The sequence below is a fragment of the Bacterioplanes sp. CLAM21 genome (assembly GCF_059641015.1).
The window spans coordinates 3,246,169-3,268,254 of sequence record NZ_CM184929.1; the positions used below are offsets into that span (position 1 = coordinate 3,246,169).

Annotated in this window: 23 protein-coding genes and 1 tRNA gene; 13 read left to right on the forward strand and 11 right to left on the reverse strand. The window is 53.0% G+C overall.

Features of this window, described 5'->3' with window-relative positions; all coding sequences use genetic code 11:
* The first annotated feature begins 52 nt into the window (after window positions 1–52).
* From purM to AC55FS_RS14820, 6 genes are all read left to right on the forward strand, one after another.
* Window positions 53–1,102: a phosphoribosylformylglycinamidine cyclo-ligase gene (gene purM, locus AC55FS_RS14795; RefSeq protein WP_496933031.1), complete on the forward strand. Its 1,050-nt coding sequence runs from the start codon at window positions 53–55 to the stop codon at window positions 1,100–1,102.
* Window positions 1,099–1,773 carry a phosphoribosylglycinamide formyltransferase gene (gene purN, locus AC55FS_RS14800; protein WP_496933032.1) on the forward strand — a complete coding sequence of 225 codons (675 nt, stop codon included), beginning with the start codon at window positions 1,099–1,101 and terminating at the stop codon, window positions 1,771–1,773. The genes purM and purN overlap by 4 nt, the downstream gene beginning before the upstream one ends.
* A gap of 59 nt (window positions 1,774–1,832) precedes the next feature.
* Window positions 1,833–2,600, forward strand: a complete 768-nt coding sequence (locus AC55FS_RS14805) for a DUF3108 domain-containing protein (RefSeq protein ID WP_496933033.1) — start codon at window positions 1,833–1,835, stop codon at window positions 2,598–2,600.
* Window positions 2,601–2,794: 194 nt separating this feature from the next.
* Window positions 2,795–3,376, forward strand: coding sequence for a dCTP deaminase (dcd, locus tag AC55FS_RS14810; protein ID WP_496933034.1), 582 nt, complete (start codon window positions 2,795–2,797; stop codon window positions 3,374–3,376).
* Between the two features lie 120 nt (window positions 3,377–3,496).
* A tRNA-Asn gene (locus AC55FS_RS14815) sits at window positions 3,497–3,572 on the forward strand.
* 93 nt (window positions 3,573–3,665) lie between these two features.
* Window positions 3,666–5,375, forward strand: a complete 1,710-nt coding sequence (locus AC55FS_RS14820; RefSeq protein WP_496933035.1) for a DUF885 family protein — start codon at window positions 3,666–3,668, stop codon at window positions 5,373–5,375.
* Here AC55FS_RS14820 and AC55FS_RS14825 read toward each other — a convergent pair.
* The 3 genes from AC55FS_RS14825 to AC55FS_RS14835 form a co-directional block, all read right to left on the reverse strand.
* Window positions 5,359–6,225 carry a hypothetical protein gene (locus AC55FS_RS14825; RefSeq protein ID WP_496933036.1) on the reverse strand — a complete coding sequence of 289 codons (867 nt, stop codon included), beginning with the start codon at window positions 6,223–6,225 and terminating at the stop codon, window positions 5,359–5,361. The two genes, AC55FS_RS14820 and AC55FS_RS14825, sit on opposite strands and share 17 nt — an antisense overlap.
* A complete protein-coding gene (locus AC55FS_RS14830) occupies window positions 6,206–6,904 on the reverse strand; it encodes a hypothetical protein (RefSeq protein ID WP_496933037.1) in 699 nt (232 codons plus the stop codon). Before AC55FS_RS14830 ends, AC55FS_RS14825 begins: the two co-directional genes overlap by 20 nt.
* Before the next feature lie 146 nt (window positions 6,905–7,050).
* Complete coding sequence (locus tag AC55FS_RS14835) at window positions 7,051–8,373, reverse strand: DUF3422 family protein (RefSeq protein WP_496933038.1); 1,323 nt, start codon at window positions 8,371–8,373, stop codon at window positions 7,051–7,053.
* Between AC55FS_RS14835 and AC55FS_RS14840 the strand changes: the two genes are divergently transcribed.
* Window positions 8,372–8,968, forward strand: a complete 597-nt coding sequence (locus tag AC55FS_RS14840) for an acyl-CoA thioesterase (protein WP_496933039.1) — start codon at window positions 8,372–8,374, stop codon at window positions 8,966–8,968. The two genes, AC55FS_RS14835 and AC55FS_RS14840, sit on opposite strands and share 2 nt — an antisense overlap.
* On the opposite strand, the gene AC55FS_RS14845 is transcribed toward AC55FS_RS14840, so the two are convergent.
* Window positions 8,934–10,286, reverse strand: coding sequence for a serine hydrolase domain-containing protein (locus AC55FS_RS14845; protein ID WP_496933040.1), 1,353 nt, complete (start codon window positions 10,284–10,286; stop codon window positions 8,934–8,936). The genes AC55FS_RS14840 and AC55FS_RS14845 overlap by 35 nt on opposite strands.
* A gap of 24 nt (window positions 10,287–10,310) precedes the next feature.
* Window positions 10,311–11,498, reverse strand: coding sequence for a YihY family inner membrane protein (locus AC55FS_RS14850; RefSeq protein WP_496933041.1), 1,188 nt, complete (start codon window positions 11,496–11,498; stop codon window positions 10,311–10,313).
* A 50-nt stretch (window positions 11,499–11,548) separates the two neighbouring features.
* Here AC55FS_RS14850 and arsC point away from each other — a divergent pair, with 50 nt between their 5' ends.
* The 4 genes from arsC to AC55FS_RS14870 are packed head-to-tail and all read left to right on the forward strand — an operon-like array spanning window position 11,549 to window position 13,330.
* Window positions 11,549–11,899 carry an arsenate reductase (glutaredoxin) gene (arsC, locus tag AC55FS_RS14855; RefSeq protein ID WP_496933042.1) on the forward strand — a complete coding sequence of 117 codons (351 nt, stop codon included), beginning with the start codon at window positions 11,549–11,551 and terminating at the stop codon, window positions 11,897–11,899.
* A complete protein-coding gene (wrbA, locus tag AC55FS_RS14860) occupies window positions 11,900–12,505 on the forward strand; it encodes an NAD(P)H:quinone oxidoreductase (RefSeq protein ID WP_496933043.1) in 606 nt (201 codons plus the stop codon).
* Window positions 12,502–12,873 (forward strand): DUF2069 domain-containing protein, encoded by a 372-nt coding sequence (locus tag AC55FS_RS14865; protein ID WP_496933044.1) that lies wholly within the window; start codon window positions 12,502–12,504, stop codon window positions 12,871–12,873. The genes wrbA and AC55FS_RS14865 overlap by 4 nt, the downstream gene beginning before the upstream one ends.
* A gap of 10 nt (window positions 12,874–12,883) precedes the next feature.
* Window positions 12,884–13,330, forward strand: coding sequence for a YtoQ family protein (locus tag AC55FS_RS14870; protein ID WP_496933045.1), 447 nt, complete (start codon window positions 12,884–12,886; stop codon window positions 13,328–13,330).
* 93 nt (window positions 13,331–13,423) lie between these two features.
* On the opposite strand, the gene AC55FS_RS14875 is transcribed toward AC55FS_RS14870, so the two are convergent.
* Window positions 13,424–13,660, reverse strand: coding sequence for a hypothetical protein (locus AC55FS_RS14875; RefSeq protein WP_496933046.1), 237 nt, complete (start codon window positions 13,658–13,660; stop codon window positions 13,424–13,426).
* Window positions 13,661–13,800: 140 nt separating this feature from the next.
* On the opposite strand from AC55FS_RS14875, the gene AC55FS_RS14880 reads away from it, so the two are divergent.
* Both AC55FS_RS14880 and AC55FS_RS14885 read left to right on the forward strand, forming a co-directional pair.
* Window positions 13,801–16,101: a methyl-accepting chemotaxis protein gene (locus AC55FS_RS14880; RefSeq protein ID WP_496933047.1), complete on the forward strand. Its 2,301-nt coding sequence runs from the start codon at window positions 13,801–13,803 to the stop codon at window positions 16,099–16,101.
* A 298-nt stretch (window positions 16,102–16,399) separates the two neighbouring features.
* A complete protein-coding gene (locus tag AC55FS_RS14885) occupies window positions 16,400–17,527 on the forward strand; it encodes an aminotransferase class V-fold PLP-dependent enzyme (RefSeq protein WP_496933048.1) in 1,128 nt (375 codons plus the stop codon).
* Window positions 17,528–17,596: 69 nt separating this feature from the next.
* Here AC55FS_RS14885 and pyrF read toward each other — a convergent pair whose 3' ends face one another.
* The 5 genes from pyrF to rpsA all read right to left on the reverse strand — a co-directional run bounded on the left by pyrF (window position 17,597) and on the right by rpsA (window position 21,985).
* A complete protein-coding gene (gene pyrF / locus AC55FS_RS14890) occupies window positions 17,597–18,301 on the reverse strand; it encodes an orotidine-5'-phosphate decarboxylase (RefSeq protein ID WP_496933049.1) in 705 nt (234 codons plus the stop codon).
* On the reverse strand, window positions 18,298–19,473 hold the full coding sequence (locus AC55FS_RS14895; RefSeq protein ID WP_496933050.1) for a hypothetical protein: 1,176 nt from the start codon (window positions 19,471–19,473) through the stop codon (window positions 18,298–18,300). Before AC55FS_RS14895 ends, pyrF begins: the two co-directional genes overlap by 4 nt.
* A complete protein-coding gene (locus tag AC55FS_RS14900; RefSeq protein ID WP_496933051.1) occupies window positions 19,470–19,754 on the reverse strand; it encodes a lipopolysaccharide assembly protein LapA domain-containing protein in 285 nt (94 codons plus the stop codon). Before AC55FS_RS14900 ends, AC55FS_RS14895 begins: the two co-directional genes overlap by 4 nt.
* Before the next feature lie 10 nt (window positions 19,755–19,764).
* The gene (ihfB, locus tag AC55FS_RS14905) at window positions 19,765–20,061 is read right to left on the reverse strand and encodes an integration host factor subunit beta (protein WP_496933052.1); all 297 of its coding nucleotides are present in this window, start codon (window positions 20,059–20,061) and stop codon (window positions 19,765–19,767) included.
* A gap of 244 nt (window positions 20,062–20,305) precedes the next feature.
* Entirely contained in the window at window positions 20,306–21,985 is a 1,680-nt protein-coding gene (rpsA, locus tag AC55FS_RS14910) for a 30S ribosomal protein S1 (protein WP_496933053.1), read from the reverse strand.
* Between the last annotated feature and the right edge of the window lie 101 nt (window positions 21,986–22,086).

A 22,086-nucleotide genomic window follows, 5' to 3' on the forward strand; every position in this document is an offset into this window, starting at 1 on the left:
GCTGCTCCGGTTAATCGGGCCCCTAACCAGGCCGAACTACGAGTACTTCTACATGAGCGAAAAACCGTCCCTCAGTTACAAAGACGCTGGCGTTGATATCGATGCTGGCAATGCGCTGGTTGAGCGTATTAAAGGTGTTGCCAAACGCACCCGCCGGCCAGAAGTACTGGCAGGCCTGGGCGGCTTTGGCGCCCTGTTCGAGTTACCGCAGGGCTATCGCCAACCTGTGCTGGTATCGGGCACCGATGGCGTCGGCACTAAGCTGCGCCTGGCTATGGATCTAAACAAGCACGACACCATTGGTATCGATCTGGTGGCCATGTGCGTTAACGACCTAGTGGTCGCGGGTGCTGAGCCACTGTTTTTCCTCGATTATTACGCTACCGGCCAGCTCAATGTTGACGTTGCCGCTGCGGTAGTCGACGGCATCGGTGTTGGCTGTGAACAGGCTGGAGCCTCTCTGGTCGGCGGTGAAACCGCAGAAATGCCTGGCATGTACGAAGGCGAAGACTACGATTTGGCCGGTTTCTGTGTTGGCATCGCAGAAAAAGATCAGCTGATTGATGGCAGCAAGGTACAGGCTGGCGACAAACTGATCGCCCTGGCCTCAAGCGGGCCCCACTCCAACGGCTATTCGCTGATTCGTAAAATCATCGACGTGGCTGATGCTGATCTCAGCGCCGACCTCGATGGCCATAGCATCGCTGATGCCTTGATGGCTCCGACTCGCATTTACGTGCGCTCCGTGCTGAAACTGATTAATGCCAGCGATGTGCATGCGCTGTCACACATCACCGGCGGTGGCTTCCAGGAAAACATTCCCCGTGTTCTGCCAGACGGTTGCAAAGCCATCATTGATACCAACAGCTGGCAGTGGCCGGCCGTGTTCAATTGGCTGCAACAGCAAGGCAATGTCGACACCATGGAGATGTTCCGCACCTTTAACTGTGGCGTTGGCATGATCATCGCCGTTCCAGAAGACAAAGCCGATGCCGCCGTCGCCCTGCTCAACGCTGAAGGTGAACAATCCTGGATCATTGGCGAACTGGCATCCCGCGCGGAAGGTGATGACCCCGTTGAATTCACAGGTCAACGTGCATGATGGAAGAACGCAGCGCCGAACAGGAAGAAAAGCCTCGCATCGTGATTCTGATCTCCGGCAGCGGCAGCAATATGGAAGCCATTGCCGATCAGGTACTGAAAGGCGACATTGACGCCGACATTGCCGCAGTGATCAGCAATCGCCCGGAAGTGGCCGGTTTACAAAAAGCCAAAGACCGCGATCTGGAAACACAGGTGGTGGATCATACCCAGTTTGCCAGCCGTGACGAGTTTGATGCCGCATTGATGCGCATGATCGACGAATACCAACCGGATCTGGTGGTATTGGCGGGCTTTATGCGCATTTTGACCGCCGACTTTGTGCGTCGCTACCAAGGCCGCATGCTCAATATCCACCCGTCGCTGTTGCCTAAATATCAGGGCTTAAATACCCACCAGCGAGCCCTTGAGGCAGGTGACGCCAAACATGGTGTAACCGTACATTTTGTCACCGAAGAGTTGGATGGCGGCCCCAACGCCATTCAGGCCGAGGTGGCCATATACGACGGCGATGACGTCGACAGCTTGCGATCGCGAGTGCAAAAGCAAGAGCACGTTATTTACCCCATTGCCGTCAAATGGTTTGTCCAAGGCCGGCTCACCACAGATGGCAAAGCAGCGCTGTTAGATGGAACTCAGCTTCCCTCAACTGGCCTAGTACTCAACCACTGAGGCCATCGCCAACGGCCAATGACGCGGCTATAGTGGGCACATCCAAGGAGGTGCCCACCATGACCCGTTTCTGGCTTGCTATGTTGGCAATCACATCGAGCACTACACTGTGCGCTCAACCGCTTATTCCCTATCAAGCAGACTACAGCACCGAGTGGACGGTCGGCTGGTTTACCATCGACATCGATGCTCAACGCTCGCTAAAACAGCTCGACAATGGCGATTGGCAGCTCACCTTCCGCGCTGAGACTGGTGCTGCAGCTCTGACGGAAACCTCCGTCGCTCGTTGGCAGGACGATCGTTTATGGCCATTAGAGTATCGTTATCGGGCCAGCGGCTTATTTAACGAAAACGACCGCTCACTCGATTTTGACCGAGAGCAACAGCGTGTCACTGACTTAGAACAAGAGGATCAGGTGTACGACAGCGGCTGGATAAGCCTCGATGACGAAGGCCCGATTCTCGCCCCCCATGACAATCTCACCTATATGCAGCAAGCGGCCATCGATTTGGCTGCCGGTAACCAGCAGTTTGGCTATGCGGTGTTTGAAAAGAACAAAAGCAAGCCGTTTCGCTTTGCCGTGGTTGGCGAAGAAACCCTGCAAACCGCCATCGGTCCGGTCGACACCATCAAGGTGCAGCAGTTAAGGCGCAGCAATAAACGCCAGATATATGCCTGGTTCTCTAAACAGCACAATTACACCCTGGTGCGCTTGGTGGATAAAAAAGACGGCAAAAAGCGCTATCAAATTGATCTGCAAGATATTGAGATGCAGATGCCTGAGCCTGAAACGCCGACAACCCCATCTACTGCCAATACTCCCTAAGGCTTGTTAGCTCTATTTTTACGCTGTGTCCATGGCGCAGTTCAGGCGCAAAGATGGTTGTAAAAGAATTAGGGCCGGTTAACACGCGCTAAGATATTTGTCCCAGCTGGGCAAAAAGCCACACAGTCCAGCTGACGTAATCACAGCCCTCGGGTACACTGCGCCACCGCACAGACTTGCCATAGGACCCACGCATGCGACTCAGCGACCGCGATATAGAACAGCGACTGATCGACGGCAGCATTGCCATCAGCCCGCAGCCAGAACCACAGGCCATTGCTGGCATCAGTGTTGATTTACGCCTCGACCATCGTTTTCGAGTATTCAGCAACAACTCAGTGACTCACCTAGATTTGTCCGGTGATCGTGATCAGCTGGAGCGCGATATCGATCGCATCATGAGCAAGGAAATTGAAATAGCCGAGCAAGACGCGCTGTTTATCCACCCCGGTGAGCTGGTGTTGGGGGCAACGCTGGAATCGGTGCAAATCCCGGATGATCTGGTCGGCTGGCTCGACGGTCGCAGTTCATTGGCCCGCCTCGGCCTGATGGTCCACGTCACTGCCGGACGTATTGATCCAGGCTGGGAAGGACAAATCGTATTGGAATTTTACAACAATGGTAAGCTGCCGCTGGCGTTGCGCCCTGGCATGGTGATTTGTGCCATGTCGTTTGAAACCCTCACCAGCCCGGCTGTGCGCCCCTACAACAAGCGTGTTGATGCCAAATACCGTGGCCAGCAAGGCGCCGTCTTTAGCCGTATCGCCAAAGATTGATCAATAAACCAGCAACTTGTATAAAATTCCAACAACATCAACAAGTTAGAAATTTTTTTTAGCAAAAAGTGTTGACAGCATCGGGGCCAATAAACATAATGCGCCCCGTTCCAACGAAGTTCCCCGATAGCTCAGTTGGTAGAGCAGTAGACTGTTAATCTATTGGTCGCTGGTTCAAGTCCAGCTCGGGGAGCCACTTCTTTTTTCTTCTTATATTTCAATCTGTTAGTTATTGTTTGTAGCCTCAGCCCTGCTACACTGCCGCCGGTGTAATTTGCAGGAGTTGTTTGTGCTCAGATTTCCTATTTTTGTCCTTGCTGCATTTGCTGTCAGCAGCTGCGCCATTACTAACACCCAGCCGTCCGGTTTGGAACAGCCACAATTTTCCTCCGCTGAGCAGCAACAAGCCGAACAAGAGTTTTCTCTGATCTGGCAGCAGTATCAGACCCTGAGATGGCAACAAGACCCTCAACAACGCCAGCTAAGCAATACAACCGACGCCGTCGACTGGCCTGATATCTCAGCCGAAGCACAACAACAGCAGCTACAAGACTGGCAAACGTTGCGCCAACAACTCAGCGCCATCGAGCAAGCAGCCCTCACCCCACAACAGCAGTGGCGCTACGACACTCTGCTCAGCGACCTAGAACAGCGACTGGTGCTAGCCCCTTTTGCGCCGCTGGCGCTCGACCTCAGCGGCGCCGACGCATGGCAACGCCGCATCGCCCAAACGCTGATGACACAGCATCCAATACAGAGCATCAGCGATGTGTATGATTACATCGATCGTTTGCAAGGCGCAGCCGAGTTGCTTAATCGTTGGCGCGAGCAGTGGCAACAGGCCGACAACGGATTCTTACCGCCACGAGCTCAGTTTGATCAGGCCATCAAGGATATTAACGAGTTACTGACAGGCTTTCCGTTTGATGCCAACAGCCAACAGCTTTCGCCATTGTGGGCGGATATTCGCGGCAAAATTATCGCCCTAGAACTTTACCCCAGCTCGCAGCGCGTCTTATTGCAACGAACCCAGCAAGCCCTCACGGGAGATTTCTACACTGCCTTCAGCGCGTTAGCCAGCCAGCTGCAGCAAACTGCCGAGCACGCCAAAGACGCCCCAGCCCTGAGCCAACACCCGCAAGGGCTGCATTACTATCAGCTACTGCTCAGCCACTACAGCGATGGCCACCGCGACGCTCAGTACTGGCACAATAAGGCACAGCAAGTGATACAGCTGCGTCAGCAGGAATGGTTAGCCGGTGCCAGCCTGGTGGAAGGCCAATCCTTTAGCAGCATATTGCCGGCACAGCCCAGGCTGACATTAACCGATGACGCCATCGATCAACAACGTCAGCAACTGCAACGGGCCGCCCAGCAGCTGGCGCTGCGTATCGACCGCCCACTACCTCCATTGGCGGTGACCGCCTTATCCACCACAGCACAGCCGTGGAGCGATCTGCTCAGCTACCAGCCTGGTCAGCTCAGCATTAACCCAGCGCAGCTGCAGCAGCTAACTGAAGCTCAACTCAGTGCGTTAACAGTGCGCCAAGGCCTGGCCCAACACTGGCTGACCTTCGCCGCCACGTCAGCCGCTGACAGCACTCTGCTCGCGTCACCGGCCAGTCAGCAAGGCTGGCAAGCCTATGTCGCACGTTTACTGCTGTATCGCGACCCAAGCTGGCGACGTGGGGTCGTATTGGCTGAGCTGAACGATGCCTGCCTGGCCGCAGTCGATACCGGTCTGCATGCATTGGGGTGGAGCCCACAGCAAGCGCAGCAGTTGTTAGCACAGCAATGCAACTTGTCTGAGCAACAACAGCAGCAATGGATATTGGCGATTCAAGATCAACCAGGACGGGCAATTGCCGCCTTGGCGGGATTGCAAGGCTGGCAACGACTGGCACAAAAAGCCAATTCATCGAGTTGGTTACCGCAGCTGCTGAGCCAAGGGCTGCAGCCGCTGGATGTTTTGCAGCAACGGCTTACAGCCGAATATTGACACCCACCATCCAGTAGGTGTCATCACCCGGTGTCGCCGTGATTTCAACGGCGGTGCCACCACTACTGTCAGTGGCCTCAATGCGCCGATTGCGCAGGGTTCCTAGCTCGGCGTTTAACCACAAACGATCACGCCAGTGAAACTCTGCCCCCACCCCCAAGCGCCAATTGGTGTACTGCACATCAAAGCTTTCATCTGGTAGCGCATCGTGCTGCTCACGCCAAACACCGCCACCAGGACGAGCGTGAAAGTAGGTCGAAAAGTCCTTTCCCCAGCGAGTATGAATGCGCGTCTGCGGAAACCCGAGCAACATCTCTGTGCTACGACTGGCCTTTATCGCCACCCCTACCACAGGGCGCGGATTCACATTGCCAAAAGCGCGATCTACCGTCAGACCTAACTGCCAAAACCCCAAGCGATGTTCAATCCGCCCCAACAAGTCCAGATTGGCGCCTAAGTGATCGGAGTCAATGCCATCTAGGTCCGTCATCACGCCCGGCTCAAATCGCACCACAAATGAAGTGCCGCCGCCGCGCTTTTGCTGATAACGAATCGGCACAGAGATCCAGTAGTACTCTTTATCGGCGGCACTTACGCCATCCCAGCGAAACTCAGTACGATCCAGATGAAAGGCCGTTGTCACCTGCTCTTGGCCCTGCTCTCCAAATTCAATCGGCAAGGTCAAACTGATGGTACTGCTACCAAAGCCGGTACCACTGCCGCTGCTGGGCTTACCATCGGATTCATTTAACCAGTGCAGTCCCTGCCCCCAGGCTAAGCCTGGCAGCACACTCAACAGCACAAGAAAGAGAGATTTAACACTAACTAGACTACTGATTAGCTTCATCATAGGCTTCCTGGACGCTGTTATAACTGGCCAGCGCTCCCGTTGCTTGCTCATTGTTCCGTACCTTTTCTAGCGCCGTCAGGACATCCATCACCTGATCCAATCCGTCCAATATGGACGAATCTGCACCGGCCAATTGCTGCTGCTCACGGTATTCACTAATAAAACTCAGCGCTTGCTGCTCGGCTTCTCTTTGCTGTGGCGTGGCTGTGCTATCCATATTGCGCAGCACCTGCACCACATTGGTAAAGCCAGCTTGCAGCTCAGCATCGCTTTGCACGACAACACTCATCAGCTGCTGATTTAAAAAACTCTGGGCTTCACTAACGGCGGAAATCTTCTGCTCCACACCGCCCAATGATTGATACTCGGCGGCGTTGATCAGGCCACCTTCATACAACCGCTGGGTCAGTGCCGGGATCTGATCACTAGTAATGGTGCCAGTAAAAAACTCAGCGCTGATGTCGCTCAATTGCTGGCTCTTATAAGACAGGGACACCTGATCGGCATAACTGCGTGGCAAACGATCAACATAACGTTCGTTCGACCAGGCTGCCTTTGCCTGCTCGATTGCTTCGGTAGCAGAAGAGTCCGAGTCACTATTACTAGCGTTTACCGACTGTGTTGACGTCGTAGCGGGGTTGGTAACGGCAGTGCTAGCCAGGCTGTTATTCACGTCCATGAGATGACCTCGTTTGCTCAATCAAACAAAGCCCAGCAAAAGATGAGCCAGCCTTACCGCTCGGTCTTGATCTGCCCTGATTTTGCGACGGGTTCTGATCAGCAGCACTCATTTGGCGGCAATGGCTGGCAAACAGCGGTAAGGCGTTACCGCTCGCGGCCCTCATCTCGATGGATATGACGGCGCACGCTGCGCACGCCCCAATAAACCAATGCCAACACCACAGGCAACGATAACCCTTTCAACAAGGTGGTGTTAACGTCCAAACCATAGGCCTTGAGGCCGTCATAGCCAATGCCCAGCAGCGACAGCATGTAATAGCCAATCGCCACCACAGACAAACCTTCCACCGTTTGCTGCAGCCGTAATTGCAGCTGGCTGCGACGGTTCATCGAAGACAACAAGTGCTGGTTTTGCTGCTGAATCGATAGGTCAACACGGGTTCGCAGCAAGCTGGTGGTACGGTTAATGCGCCGCGACAGATCTTCCAGCCGATCACGCACCGAGGTACAGGTTTTAATGCCCGGCGTTAAACGTCGCTCAAGAAATTCTCGCAGGCCTTGCATGCCGTCAATCGGCAGCTCTTTCAGCTGGGTTAGCCGATCCAGTACCAGATCGTGATAGGCCAAAGCAGCAGCAAAACGAAAGTTGGTATCGCTGCGATGCTGCTCAACTTTTGCGGCCAACAGTGACAGTTCCTGCAACAGCTCTCGCTCATCACGGTGGGCATCGATATCGGATATTTGCTGATTCAGTTCCGCCAGCTGGGCTTCAATCGGGCTCAATTCATGACCCATACGCCGAGCAATAGGCAAGGCTACCAGCGACATCAAACGATAGGTCTCCAGCTCAAACAGACGCTGCAGCAAACGCCCAGACTGATACGCCGTCAGCTGACCACGGTGCGCCACCATACGGCCAAAACCATCACTGTGTAAACGAAACGCCGTCCACACCTGGGCCAGACCATCGGCCACATAGGCACCCGACACCCGCTGACCTTCAAACCAATGATGCAACTGCTGCTCATTTGGCACCTCGTCAATCACCGCCAGGTTGACCGCCACCAACAGTTCACCCGGCATCGCCGCCAGCCAGTCTTTGGGAATAAAACTCAGCGCATCCTGAGCAAAGGGCTCAACTTTATGACAGATAAAGGTGAAGTTAGCGAACTCCAAGTGCCTTTCCCAACGCAGCTCAAAGCCACCAAAGTCCTGATACAAACAGGACGATTCGGGTCCAGGGACGGGCACGCTGAAGCGCCGACACAGATCGACCACATGGGCATGCAAGGCATCACGATTATCTTCCAGCAGCACAGTAAAGTGAGCGACCTGGCAGTTTTGCTCGATAATCGGCGAGGGCCGATTGTGCAGCTCTTCGTACAACGACGAACGCCAAGGGTGAACCTTTAACGACACCGCTGGTGCGGCAATGTCAGGGGACTTTTCCAGTAACGCTTCGTTCATGCTGGCATCCTATTCGGGTGAGCAGGCATTCTATCCAGCACAGCGCGGCGACGCCAAGTTGTTGCGACCGCGGCACAACAGCATATACATGCAAACCCTTGAGCGGCGGCAAACAAACTGGCGCAATAGCAGGGTCGAATTTAAGAGCCCGAAAACCATGCCACTGCCCTGGTCACAGCCACCCGCCCATGTGCATTCGTTAACCGTCAGCGCCGAGCACATCGACGTGCTTGGCCATGCCAATAATTGTGAATATCCGAAATGGATGGAAGCCGCAGCCTGGGGTCATTGCCATGAACTTGGTCTGCCATTTGAGCGCTGGCAGCAACTGGGTTACGCCTGGGTAGCACGCCATACAGAGGTGGATTATTTATCACCGGCGATGGAGCATGAGCACTTGCTGGTAGCGACTTGGATTGGTGACAGCGATGGCCGTTTAAGCATGACCCGTCATTATGAGATTCGACGCGCCAGCGACGGCAAACTGCTGGCCAGCGGCCTGACGCGCTGGATATGCATCAACTTAAAAAGCCAGAAACCAGCACGCATGCCAGCCGAATTTAAGGCAGCGTTTCTGCCTCCAGCTGACGAATAAGTCCAGCGGCTAATACTTCCAGACCGTCGTTGTCGCCCGGTGTTAAACCAAAGCGCGCGATGACGAGCTCCTGTTCAGGCAGAATTAACAGATACTGGCCATCATGCCCGCGCGCCCAAAACGCCTCGGCTGGTAGCTGGTTAAAGCGCCGATTGCCGTCCGCCTGAATGCTATTGAGCCAAAAGCCCATGCCATAGTGCTGATCGGGATTACTGGCGACCGGCGTGGTGGCCTGACGCATCCAGGCGACTGGCAAGTTGTTGGCCCTATCATGCCAGCCATCTAGCCACCATTGCCCGACTCGCAGCCATTGCCTAGCCGTCATATAACCGTAAGACGATGCCACCAGCGTGCCATGGCTATCGCGCTCCATCACGGCACCGTCAATACCCAACGGTTGCCAAATCTGCTGTTGCAACCAACTGTCTAATGGCTGACGCAATGACTGTTGCAACATGGCCATCGCCAGGTTGCTATCACCACTGGAATAAGACCAATGAAAACCAGGCCGGTGCGCTTGTGGCCGACTGGCAACAAAGGCTGCCATATCAGCCTGGTGATAAAGCATATTGGTAACGTCATCCCCGGGCTGATACCACTCGCGAAAATCAAGCCCACTGGTCATTTGCAGTAAGTGACGCAAGGTCAGCTCTGGCGATAACTGAGCAAAAGCATGATGAGCAGGCATATCCGGATGCAGCTCGCCACGCTTTACCTGCACCCCAACCCAGCTGGTTAACAGGCTTTTGTTGATCGACCAGCCGAGCAAAGGCGTCGCTGCCGTTACCGGCGCACGATAACCTTCAGCCAATAGTTGCCCCTGATAGGCAATCGCCAAGGCCAGGGTATGGCGTTTGTCATCGCCGTGCTCGGCAAAAGCATCGTCTAATAAATTTTGCAACCAGTCTGGCGCTGGCTGAGGTTCATGGCGCCACAATGGTACTAAAGGTGTCGGTGTTAATAGCGTTGCAGCCGGCTGCTGAGCCAACGCCTTAGTGCCGCTATCGGCCACTAGCAGAGTACAGCCGCGCCCTGCCATATACTGCGCCTGTTGCTGATAACCAAGCACCTCGGCACGGACGCGATGGGCAGATTCATCAATGTGGTAATCAATCCAATCCGATAACGGCTCTAACGCGGGTGCAATGGCCTGCTGTTGCAGCCAAGATGCCGGCAAACGTGACACCCAAAGACCAGAGCACAAGGCTTTGGCAGCATAACCCGCCACCACGGTACGACCGAGACTCAGATACAGCAGCGGACCTGCTGTCAGCACCGCCACTAACAGCAACAACAGCAAATGTTTTAAAGCCCGCATAATGCCTCCTGCTGCAACCTGACGTTAAGTTGATGGCGTATCGTCCGATGACAACGCTAATGCCTCCTGTAGCGACATCGCCAGCGCGTCTTCTCCCTGCTGCCACAACTGCTGTTGCCAGCCAGCCAGCTCTGCCACTGGCTGCTGTAACTCGGTTAACGATAAATCCTGACACAACAGTTGCATCGGCACATGGGATAAATCGGGCAACAGTACCCAGCCCTGATCCTGTTGCCGCCCGACCAGAGCAAACTGCTGCAATCGCTTTAACTCAGGTTGGGCAAAGCGCACATCGTCTTCGGCGGCAATCTTGTGCTGGTTTTGTGCCTGTGCCAGCTGCTGCAGCACCTGAATACGAATCGCCAAACGCCCACCGCGCACTTTTTTAACCGGCTTAGCAGCATTATTAGCCAGGGCGTAAGTTAGCTCTGCGCCAAATAAAATTAAGCTCCAGGACAAATACATCCACAAAAGAAATAAAGGTACGGCGGCAAATGCCCCATAAATAAGTTGGTATGACGGGAACTGCCCCATAATTTGGGCAAATAAATATTTGCCCAGCTCAAACACTGATGCGACCAGCAATGCCGATATACTGGCCGCACCTAATGGCACACGACAATTTGGCACCAGTACGTACAAACTGGCGATGGCTGCGCTGCTCAATAACCAAGGCAAATACGACGCCAAGCTTAACCAGCCACCCACCTCATCGGCCCACAGCGGCAGCGATGCAAGAAACGAACTGGCAGCAAAGGCGGCACCAAAGAGCAGCGGCCCTAGAGTTAAAACCGCCCAATAGCGAAAGAAGGTATTCATACCAGTGCGCGGCCGTTCTACCTGCCAGATGCGATTAAATTGCAGCTCTATGGTGCGCAGCAGCATCAAGGCGGTGACAAACAAAAACAACGCCCCCACCCAGGTCAGTTTGCGCGCCTGGCTGCTGAACTGCTGCAAATAACCCGAAATAACATCACTGCCCTCCGGCATCACATAGGCCAGCAGCTGCTGATTGGCCTGCTCTCCCCAGGTTTGCAGCGCAGGAATGGCGCTCAAAATGGAATAGCTCACGGTAATGACCGGCACCAACGCAAACAAGGTGGTGTAGGTCAGAGCACCGGCATCACGGCGGCGTTCCATGGCTTCGAAGCGCTGAATAGTAGACAACACAATATGGCGGAACTGAGCCAGCCAGCGAGACACGTCTTTCATGTCATTCCTTGTTAAACTAGGGCACCCATTTGCCAACAGCAGGAAGAAGCATGAGCGAAATCCAGATGTATCACAATCCTCGTTGCAGCAAGTCTCGTCAGACTCTGACGTTACTGCAACAACAAGGCATCGAACCTGAGGTGGTGGAATATCTGAAAACCCCGCCATCGGCCAGCGAACTGGCTAGCGTCATCAAAAAACTGGGCATCACCCCCAGACAGCTACTGCGCAGCAAAGAAGCCGAATATGAACAAGCTGGCCTGGACGATGACAGCCTCAGCGACGACGCCATCATTGCCGCTATGGTGCAATATCCCAAGCTGATTGAGCGACCGATTGTGATCAAGGGCAACGCGGCACGTATCGGCCGTCCTCCTGAAGATGTGTTGGAGATCCTCTGAATGAGCAGCCCTTATGTGCTGGTGCTCTACTATAGCCGGCACGGCAAAACAGCGACCATGGCCCAGCACATTGCTCGCGGCATTGAACAAGCCAGTGGCTTTGAAGCGCGCATACGCTCAGTACCAGAGGTGTCCAGCAACTGCGAAGCCAGTGAAGCGCCGGTGCCCGACAGCGGTGCCGTTTACTGCAGCTTGGACGATCTCAAACATTGTCATGGTTTGGTGATGGGCAGCCCAACACGCTTTGGCAATATGGCAGCGCCACTGAAGTACTTTCTCGATAGCACCAGTAGCTTATGGCTAACCGGCGCATTGATCGATAAACCCGCTGCTGTGTTTACCTCCACCTCGTCCTTACATGGCGGCCAGGAGAGCACCTTGCTCACCATGGCCATGCCGCTGCTGCATCACGGCATGGTGTTCGCCGGCCTGCCATACAGCGAAGCGGAGTTACTCACGACCGACGCCGGAGGCACACCCTATGGCGCTAGCCACTGGTCTGGCGCTGATGGTGAACGGCCACTGACCGAGGCAGAAATCCGCCTGTGTCAGGCTCTGGGCAAACGCATCGCGGGCTTAGCATTAAGGCTGGGAGAGCAGTCATGAGCGAGCACAGCCGCTGGGCTTATCGGGCCATGATTGTTTCTTTTGCCATCATGCTGCTGTATCCACTGTACAGCACGTTAAGCCACCCACCCGCCATGAGCAATCAACCGGCAGACTATGCCATCGGCGTACTCTGGTGGCTGATCAAGATTTCACCCCTGCTGTTGTTTATTCCTGGCCTGTGGCTGCGCTCCCATAAAGCCAGCGCCTGGTTGTCGTATGTGGCGATATTGGCGTTTGCCATCATTGTTGGCTTAGGCGCGAACCCTGTCATGGTGATTGCGTCACTGGCACTGTTTTTGAGCAGCATGCTATTTACCCGTTGGGCCAAAGCCGAAGCAAACATTCCTCCGATCAGCAACGAATAAGAGATATACCATGCAGCTAACTGTGTATTTATCTGGTGAGATCCACTCGAACTGGCGCGACGAAATTGCCGCCGGTGTCAAAGAAGCGGGATTGAACGTTATTATCACTGGCCCTAATACTAATCATGGCGCCAGCGATGATTGTGGCGAGGTGATTCTCAGTGCAGAGGCATCCAACTTTTGGAAAGACCATAAGGCCGCCAAGATCAATGCCCTGCGCACTCGCAAGCTAATCGCTGATGCCGACATTGTGGTGGTTCGATTTGGTGAGCAATACAAGCAATGGAACGCGGCCTTTGATGCCGGTTACGCCGCGGCATTGGGCAAGTCCTTGATCATTCAACACGACGCATCGCTGACCCCCCCCCTCAAAGAAGTGGACGCCGCTGCCCATGCAGTATGCGAAACCCCAGCACAGGTGGTGGAAATACTGAAATACATTCACCGCGATCAGTAAAAAGTAGGTTTTGCCTAAGGCTAAAAGCGTTGATATACGCTCGTAAGGCAAAGTGGGCAGCTCACTGCTGCCCACTTGATATAGGACAACCCGTTATTCTGCTTCGTCGTCCCAATCACCATCGGTATCATCATCGGCGATTTCCGTCACCACAGCTTCGCCGCATTTAACGCACTTGCCTTCGATATACACCACACCATCGACTTCGTACTCATGCGGTTCTTTCATGCCCAAGTCGGCTTGCATGCACTGGTTACACCAAGTTTGACTTAAGAAGGCTTGCTGGTCTTCGGCTTCACGGGCATAAAAATCGCGTTCGGTTTTTTCCATCTTTAGGGCTCTCAGTCTATTCACGCCGCCGATTGTACTCTGATGGCCAGCTGCTGTCCTGCTTGCTGCCAGTAACGACCCAAACTGGCGAATAACGCTATTTGTACTAATATTTTCGTAGGCGGATTTCGAGTCACTACATGAAAATCAGAACCCAGATCACGGCAGCCATCGCCGCAACGGCGATTTTTACTGTCGTCATCATAAGTAGTATTCAACTGATATCGGCGGTTGATATTGCTACTGACAATGCACACAAGTTGGTGCAGCAAACACTGACCAGCCAACGAGAGCAAACTCGCCAACGTATAGAACAATATCTACTGACCATAGAGCATCAGATTATCACCCAAGCCAAAAATCCATTATTGCTCAATAATGCACAGCCATTGGCAGAGTTTTTCTTTAGCTACCAATACTCTGATACCGGGTCACTAAACCGTTTCTATAATGCTACCTTCTCCGACCAATACCGATCACTTAATGCTGGCGAGAGCGTATCAACCAACACCTTACTGGGCCAGCTCAGCCCAACGTCGAAACAACTGCAAAGTGCATACATAAGCAACAACTCACATCCTTTAGGGCAAAAAGACGGTTTGCTCACGGCAAACAGCGATAACGCTTATGACCAGCTGCACAAACAAGTACATCCGTATTTACGAGAGTTTCAGCAACGCTTTGGTTATTACGATATTTTTGTTATCGAACCGAACCAAGGGCATATCGTATATTCAGTCTTTAAGGAACTAGATTTTGCCACGTCGCTGTCAACCGGCCCCTATAAAAGCAGCGGTTTGGCCGATGTATTCAGACAAGCAAAAAATATGGGGCAAGGTGAGGTCGCGTTTTCCGACTTTAAGCCTTATTTACCGTCTTATCACGCAGCGGCATCATTTATTGCAACGCCGGTAATAAAAGATGGCAGCACCATTGCTGTGCTTGCCTTTCAGATGCCCGTCGATGGCGTTAACGACATCATGACCAGCCAAGCAGACTGGAGCAACATTGGCTTTGGCAACACGGGTGAAAGCTATTTGATCGGCTCTGATGGTCTATTTAGATCCCAGCCTCGTTTACTGCTGCAAAAGCCAGACGACTACATGCAGCAGTTACAAGCTGCCGAGGTGGATCGCAAAATTCGTGACACGATCGAAGCTAAGCAAACAGCCATTGGCTTTCACCCTCTCAATAATTCCGCAATCCAGCAGGCCTTACAGGGTAATAGTGGTATTGCTAGTGTCAGCAGCTATCGCAATACTCAAGCCCTTGCTGCGTACAGTTATTTAGACTTTCAAGGGGTACGTTGGGCGATCATTAGCGAGCAGGATGAAGCCGAAGCCTATGCCACCATTGCCGCTATGAACGACCGATTATTAACCATTGCAAGCGTAAGCGCCGTTAGCATACTTTTTCTGTTACTGATTGCCGGCTGGCTGTTAGGGCGTAAAGTGGTGGCCCCGATTGAGCGCTTTATTCACTTGATTCGTACGACAGCACAGCAGCGTTCACTAAATCCTCAGTTTGATACCCGTAGCAATAATGAGTTTGGCCAGCTAGGCATAGCATTAACTGAACTGTTTGATCAATTGCGGCAGTTTTTCTCACAGGTTGAACGAGCTTCAAATCTGCTCAATGAGCAATCCGAGCTACTAAGAAATGTGACCAAAGATAACCGTATCCAAGTGAACAAACAGAACGAAGAAATTGGTTCGGCTGCCACAGCGACGACTGAGGTAACTGCTTCAATTTCAGAGGTAGCCGGTCATGCCGAGCAAACCGCCGACGCCATGCGCAAAACTCGCGACTACGTCAGCGACAGTATGACGCTGTCACAAGACACCCGCCAAACGATCCAGTCTTTACATCAAGACATGGTCAAGGCAACCGACGAAATGACGCTGCTACAAAAAGAAAGTGCCAGTATCGGCGCCGTATTGGATGTTATTCAAAACATTGCCGAGCAAACCAATTTGTTGGCCCTGAATGCCGCCATCGAGGCAGCCAGGGCTGGTGAGCAGGGGCGTGGATTTGCAGTGGTTGCCGATGAAGTACGTTCATTGGCGGCACGCACTGGGGACAGCACGGAAGAGATACGAGAAAAAATACAAGCACTACAAAGCCAGGTGACATCGGTTCATGGAGCGATCGAACGCTCGCAACAAGGCACAGACCAAAGCTTGCAAAAAGTCACTAAGACAGCCGAGCAGATGTCTGAAATATCAACTCTGGTTGATCAGGTTGAAGAAATGAGCACACAAATTGCCACCGCGGCAGAGCAACAAAGCAGCGTGACCAGTGAGATTGATCGCAACATGACGCTGGTTAAGGACCTGTCTGACAACATTATCGATGCCACGACAGCGGTGCAAAACTCGGCTGATCAGCTGGATTTGGTTGTTACAGATATCCGACAGCAAATTCGCCAGTTCGAGTTTTGAATCATTCCAAGCCAGCTAATCACCATCATGATTTGCCGCTTTAGTCTGCGGCGGCAAATATCGCCCACACCGAACCTGAGTCACAGGGCTATTCCCACAGAATACGTGCATCAGACAGCATAAAAAGGCTGTCACGCTTTGTTCTGAGCTCCGATAGAGCGATTCAGGACCATTTTGAGGCTCTCTAGCTGACGCCCCCTCACTACTGCCAACTCCGCTACGCTTTACCGTACCAAACTTTTCTTATCTAATGATGGTTTGTTTATTAACTTAATTTCATCATTGAATAGGAGTGCCCATGGCTGGCCTGCTACCCGACCTCGACCCCAACGGCTTACTGGAATATTCCGTGGTCTTTACTGACCGCTCGTTAAACCATATGTCGCAGCAATTTCAGCAAGTTATGCGCGATATCTCTGCCACCTTAAAAGAGGTGTACCAGGCTGATGCTGTGGTGGTCGTACCTGGCGGTGGTACCTATGGCATGGAAGCGGTGGCCAGGCAATTTGCCCATCAGCAAGACTGCATGGTGATACGCAACGGCTGGTTTAGCTATCGCTGGAGCCAGATCTTTGAAATGGGCGACATTCCGGCGTCTTGCGAGGTAATGAAAGCACGACGTATCGATGACCAGCCCAATGCTGCCTTCGCACCCGCTCCGATTGAGGAGGTCGTGGCAGCCATTGAAAGCCAGCGGCCACAGCTGGTATTTGCTCCTCATGTAGAAACCGCGTCTGGCATTATCCTGCCGGACGATTACCTCAAAGCCGTAGCCGACGCCGTGCACAAGGTTGGTGGTCTATTTGTGCTCGACTGCGTGGCTTCAGGCACGCTGTGGATCGATATGAAAGCCATCGGCGTGGATGTACTGATCAGTGCGCCGCAAAAAGGCTGGAGCGCCTCTCCTTGCTCTGCATTGGTGATGCTGAGCGAAGATGCTCTGGCGGTGATGGAAGAGCGCCAAAGCAGCAGCTTTGCCTGCAACCTCAAACAGTGGCATATGATCATGCAAGCGTATGAAAATGGCGGCCATGCTTACCATGCCACTATGCCCACGGACGCCTTACTGAAGTTCCGCGACACCATGCTGGAAACCAAACAATACGGCTTTGATAAAGTGCGCGAAGAGCAACTGGCACTGGGTAAAGCGGTACGTGACATGCTGGAAAGCAAAGGTTTTAGCAGCGTTGCTGCCGAGGGCTTTAAAGCACCGGGCGTGGTGGTGAGTTACACCGACGACCCTGCCATGCAAAACGGCAGCAAGTTTGCAGCACTTGGCATGCAAGCCGCGGCCGGCGTGCCTTTGATGTGCGATGAAGGAGACGATTATCGTTCGTTCCGCATTGGTTTATTTGGCTTAGATAAACTGCACAATATTGAGCGCAGTGTCGACAGCCTGGCCAATGTCATCGATCAGCTAGTGTAGGCCGATGCGATCAGCACCTGCTGCTATTAACAAAGCACCTGCTGTTACTAAGCAGGTGCTGAAACAGTCTTACACTAATGAGCTGACGATATCCGCACAGGCGGTTGCTGGGTCTTGGGCCTGAGTAATAGGACGTCCGATGACCATATAGCTGACGCCTTGCTGTATCGCCTGCCGCGGCGTCAGTACCCGACGCTGATCACCTTGCTCACTACCAGCCGGGCGAATGCCGGGGGTTACCGTTAAGAAATCAGCACCACAAGCGTCACCAATCAAGCCCACTTCTTGTGCCGAGCACACCACGCCATCCAGGCCCGCGGTTTGTGTTAAGCGCGCCAGACGCTCAACCTGGGTTAACGGCTCAATGTCCAAGCCAATATCGGCTAAATCAGATTGCTCCATGGACGTCAGCACAGTGACGCCAATCAGTAGCGGCTGATGTGATTTTTTTTCCAACGCCTCACGTGCTGCCGTCATCATGCGAAGACCACCCGATGCATGCACATTCACCATCCACACACCTAAATCGGCCGCTGCTGCGACGGCCTTGGCACACGTGTTGGGTATATCGTGAAACTTCAAATCCAAAAATACGTCAAAGCCCAATGTTTGCAGCGCTTCAACCACCGAGGGGCCAGCACTGGTAAACAGCTCTTTGCCGACCTTAACGCGGCAGTACTGAGGATTCAGCTGTTTAGCAAGGGACAAAGCCTGATCGGCGGTGGAGAAATCAAGGGCGACTACGACTGGGGAATCGCAGGAAGGTGCTGTCATAGTTTTAACCTAGCAACAGGCGGCTGCGGTACAAAAGCCCCCAGCGTCGACCAGCTTTTGCAGCTAGGGCAGCGCCAATAGGCTTCTGTCGCTTTGAAGCCGCAGTGATTACATACGAACCTAGGTTCGCTCTCTACAATGCGGCGCAGGATACCATAGACCACCATCAGCTGCGATTTGTCCAACTGCTGACGATGGCGCATCACCAGCTCCACTAACGCAAAAAAGCCCTGATTCGACGGCTGGGTAGTGAGTTCTCGCAGCAAGTGGCTGATCGATTCGCTGGCATCGCCTTGCTCAGCATCGCATTCCAATTGAGCAATGAGGGCTGGCACATACTGACTCGCACGCCAGTGTTGCCCTAGATAGCGACTAAGCCCATCGACATCGCCTAACTGTTTAAAGCTATCGATCATAGGCTCAAGGATATGAATAATAGCCTGACCATCAACCTCAACGGCGCGCAGATAACAACGAATGGCCTCACGCAACTCGCCCTGACTGTGGGCAAGGTCACCTTGCACCACAAACGCCCGAGCACAACTGGGGTCCACTTTAAGCGCTTGCTTGCACAGCTTAGAAAGCTCTAAGAAGTCGCCCTGATGACGTGCTCGCTCCGCCATTTCACACGCGGCATGGGCCACCCGGCGTGCCAAACCTTCATCATTGGGCAGTTGTTTGCGTTGATACAGCTGCAAAATCTGCGGCCAGTCACCCTCTTCTTCATACAGCTCAACCAGAGCAAAAGCGGCTTTCTCTTGTATTCGCCCCTTGCTATCCAATAACTCGACAAACAATCGCTCAGCTCGATCCAATAGGCCAGCGTGGGCGTAATCTACCGCTAGCTCAAGCTCCAACGCCTGCATGGAGTGCTTAGGTAAATCAGTGCGGGCAAATAAAGATTGGTGCAAATGAATAGCGCGATCGGCTTCGCCTTTTTCACGCAAGCTGCGACCCAGCTTTAACAGCAAATCGAGCGCATCATCATCAATATGAGGAACGCTGAGAAAGCGCTCTAACGCGACGTCATTGGCCTCTGCCAACAACAGTTCTACATTTGGAATCCAATCGGGCTCAGCAGCCCTGCTCTGGCGAGCAAAACGAAAGCCGAAGCCCCAGCCGATGGCAACGCCTGCCAGCAGCAACAGGTACACCAATGCGGAGTCCATCATAGTCCAGGCTTGCTGGCTCGCTCTTGCTGAAGTTTCAGTTCCCGTCGCAAACGGCGCAATTCAAACAAGCGACGTGCTTTCCCCAGTGACGACAGCATGTAACCAGCAATGCCACCCGCGAACAACATGGCGCCTAACCACAGAGACAAAGGCCCCTGCAACTGAGTTCCGGTTAGCAGATCAACCGTCACCGGCGCACTGTTATTGGCCGAAAAGGCCACGGCATATGCCAGCACGAGTACAAACAGCACTAGGCTGATGAGCACTTTCAGTTGTTTCATAACTCTCTCTTCAGGCTTCCATTTCCATGGTGTGATTGACCTGATCTCGCAACTCTTTGCCCGGTTTGAAGTGCGGTACAAACTTGCCCTTCAACTCCACCGTTTCACCCGTCTTCGGATTTCGACCAATACGCGGCGCTCGATAGTGCAGCGAAAAGCTGCCAAAACCACGGATTTCAATGCGGTCGCCGGAGGACAAAGTCTGCGACATATGGTCCAACATGGCCTTCACTGCCAGCTCAACATCTTTGCTGGACAGCTGCGGCTGTCTGGACACAATTCGTTCGATTAATTCCGATTTAGTCACTGGATATCCCTCCAAGTGGCCATAGTTTAAGAATAAATCCAACTAAATCATGCAGTTAGCTTTTGAGTTTTGCAAGTAAACAGTGTCTAAAAAATCAACAAATCGCCTCCAGGGCCGATTTCATGCGGTTTTCACACCATTTTCTAACGCAAAAACGTCGATTGGTCGACCTGACTGTAACGCCAAGAGCAAACGACAGGCACAAAAAAACCCGCCGAAGCGGGTTTTTCAGAGCATCAAGAACTTATTGCTGATTCAGCTGTTCTTTGATCAGGTCACCAATGGTGGTAGGACCAGTCACTTCTTGCTCTGCTTTAGCGCGCTGCTCTTTCAGAGCGGCACGGTCTTCAGCGCTGTCTTTCGCTTTCACAGACAGGCTGATAGTGCGGTTCTTACGATCAACAGCAGTGATCAGAGCTTCGACTTCTTCGCCTTCGTTCAGCACGTTGCGAGCGTCTTCAACCTTGTCACGGCTGATGTCAGAAGCACGCAGAGTGGCTTCAACACCGGCGATCAGTTCAATGGTAGCTGCTTTCGCGTCAACTGCGATCACTTTACCAGTTACCAGAGCGCCCTTGTCGTTTTCTGCTACGTACTCAGAGAACGGATCGCTTTCCAGCTGCTTCACGCCCAGTGAGATACGCTCACGCTCTGGGTCGATAGACAGGATAACGGTTTCCAGCTCATCGCCTTTCTTGAAGTTGCGAACCGCTTCTTCACCGTTGTCGTTCCAGCTGATGTCAGACAGGTGAACCAGACCGTCGATGCCACCGTCCAGACCGATAAAGATACCGAAGTCAGTGATCGACTTGATCTTACCGCTGATCTTGTCGCCTTTGTTGAACTTGGTACCGAAGTCTTCCCAAGGGTTAGTGGTGCACTGCTTGATACCCAGAGAAATACGACGACGCTCTTCGTCGATGTCCAGGATCATCACTTCCACTTCGTCGCCTACTTGAACGACTTTGCTTGGGTGAATGTTCTTGTTGGTCCAGTCCATTTCAGACACGTGAACCAGACCTTCAACACCTTCTTCCAGCTCAGCGAAGCAGCCGTAGTCAGTCAGGTTAGTGACACGAGCTTTAACACGTGCGTTTTCTGGGTAACGCTCAGTGATGTTGACCCATGGATCATCACCCAGTTGCTTCAGACCCAGAGATACGCGGTTGCGCTCACGGTCGAACTTCAGCACTTTAACGTCGATTTCGTCACCAACAGCAACGATTTCGCTTGGGTGCTTGATACGCTTCCACGCCATGTCGGTGATGTGCAGCAGGCCATCAACGCCGCCCAGATCAACGAAGGCACCGTAGTCAGTCAGGTTCTTAACGATACCCTTGATAGACTGACCTTCTTGCAAGCTAGCCAGCAACTCTTCACGCTCTTGTGAGTTAGCTGCTTCCAGAACTGCACGACGAGAAACAACAACGTTGTTACGCTTAGCGTCCAGCTTGATAACTTTGAATTCCAGCTCTTTACCTTCCAGGTGTGCAGTGTCGCGCACTGGACGTACGTCAACCAGAGAACCTGGCAGGAAGGCACGGATGTTTTTCAGATCAACCGTGAAGCCGCCTTTAACTTTACCGTTGATGATACCGGTAACCATTTCATCAGCTTCGAAGGCTTTTTCCAGCTCTTTCCAGCTTTCTGCGCGCTTGGCTTTTTCACGAGACAGTTTGGTTTCACCGAAGCCATCTTCAACAGCTTCCAGAGATACCTGAGTTTCATCGCCAATGGCTACTTCCAGTTCACCATTTTCGTTCAGGAACTGGCTGCGCGGAATCACTGCTTCCGATTTCAGGCCTGAGTTCACCGTTACCCAGTCGCTGTCGATGTCAACAACGGTACCAGTAACGATAGAACCTGGCTGCATGTCCAGTTCTTTTAAGGATTCTTCAAATAGTTCAGCAAAGCTTTCGCTCATGGATAATTCCTGTCTCATTGCGTGCACAGGTCAGTGCCCTGCGCGCTGTCCAAATGGTCAGTCATTTGGAGTTAGTTAATAATTAAACTGACTGTACTCAC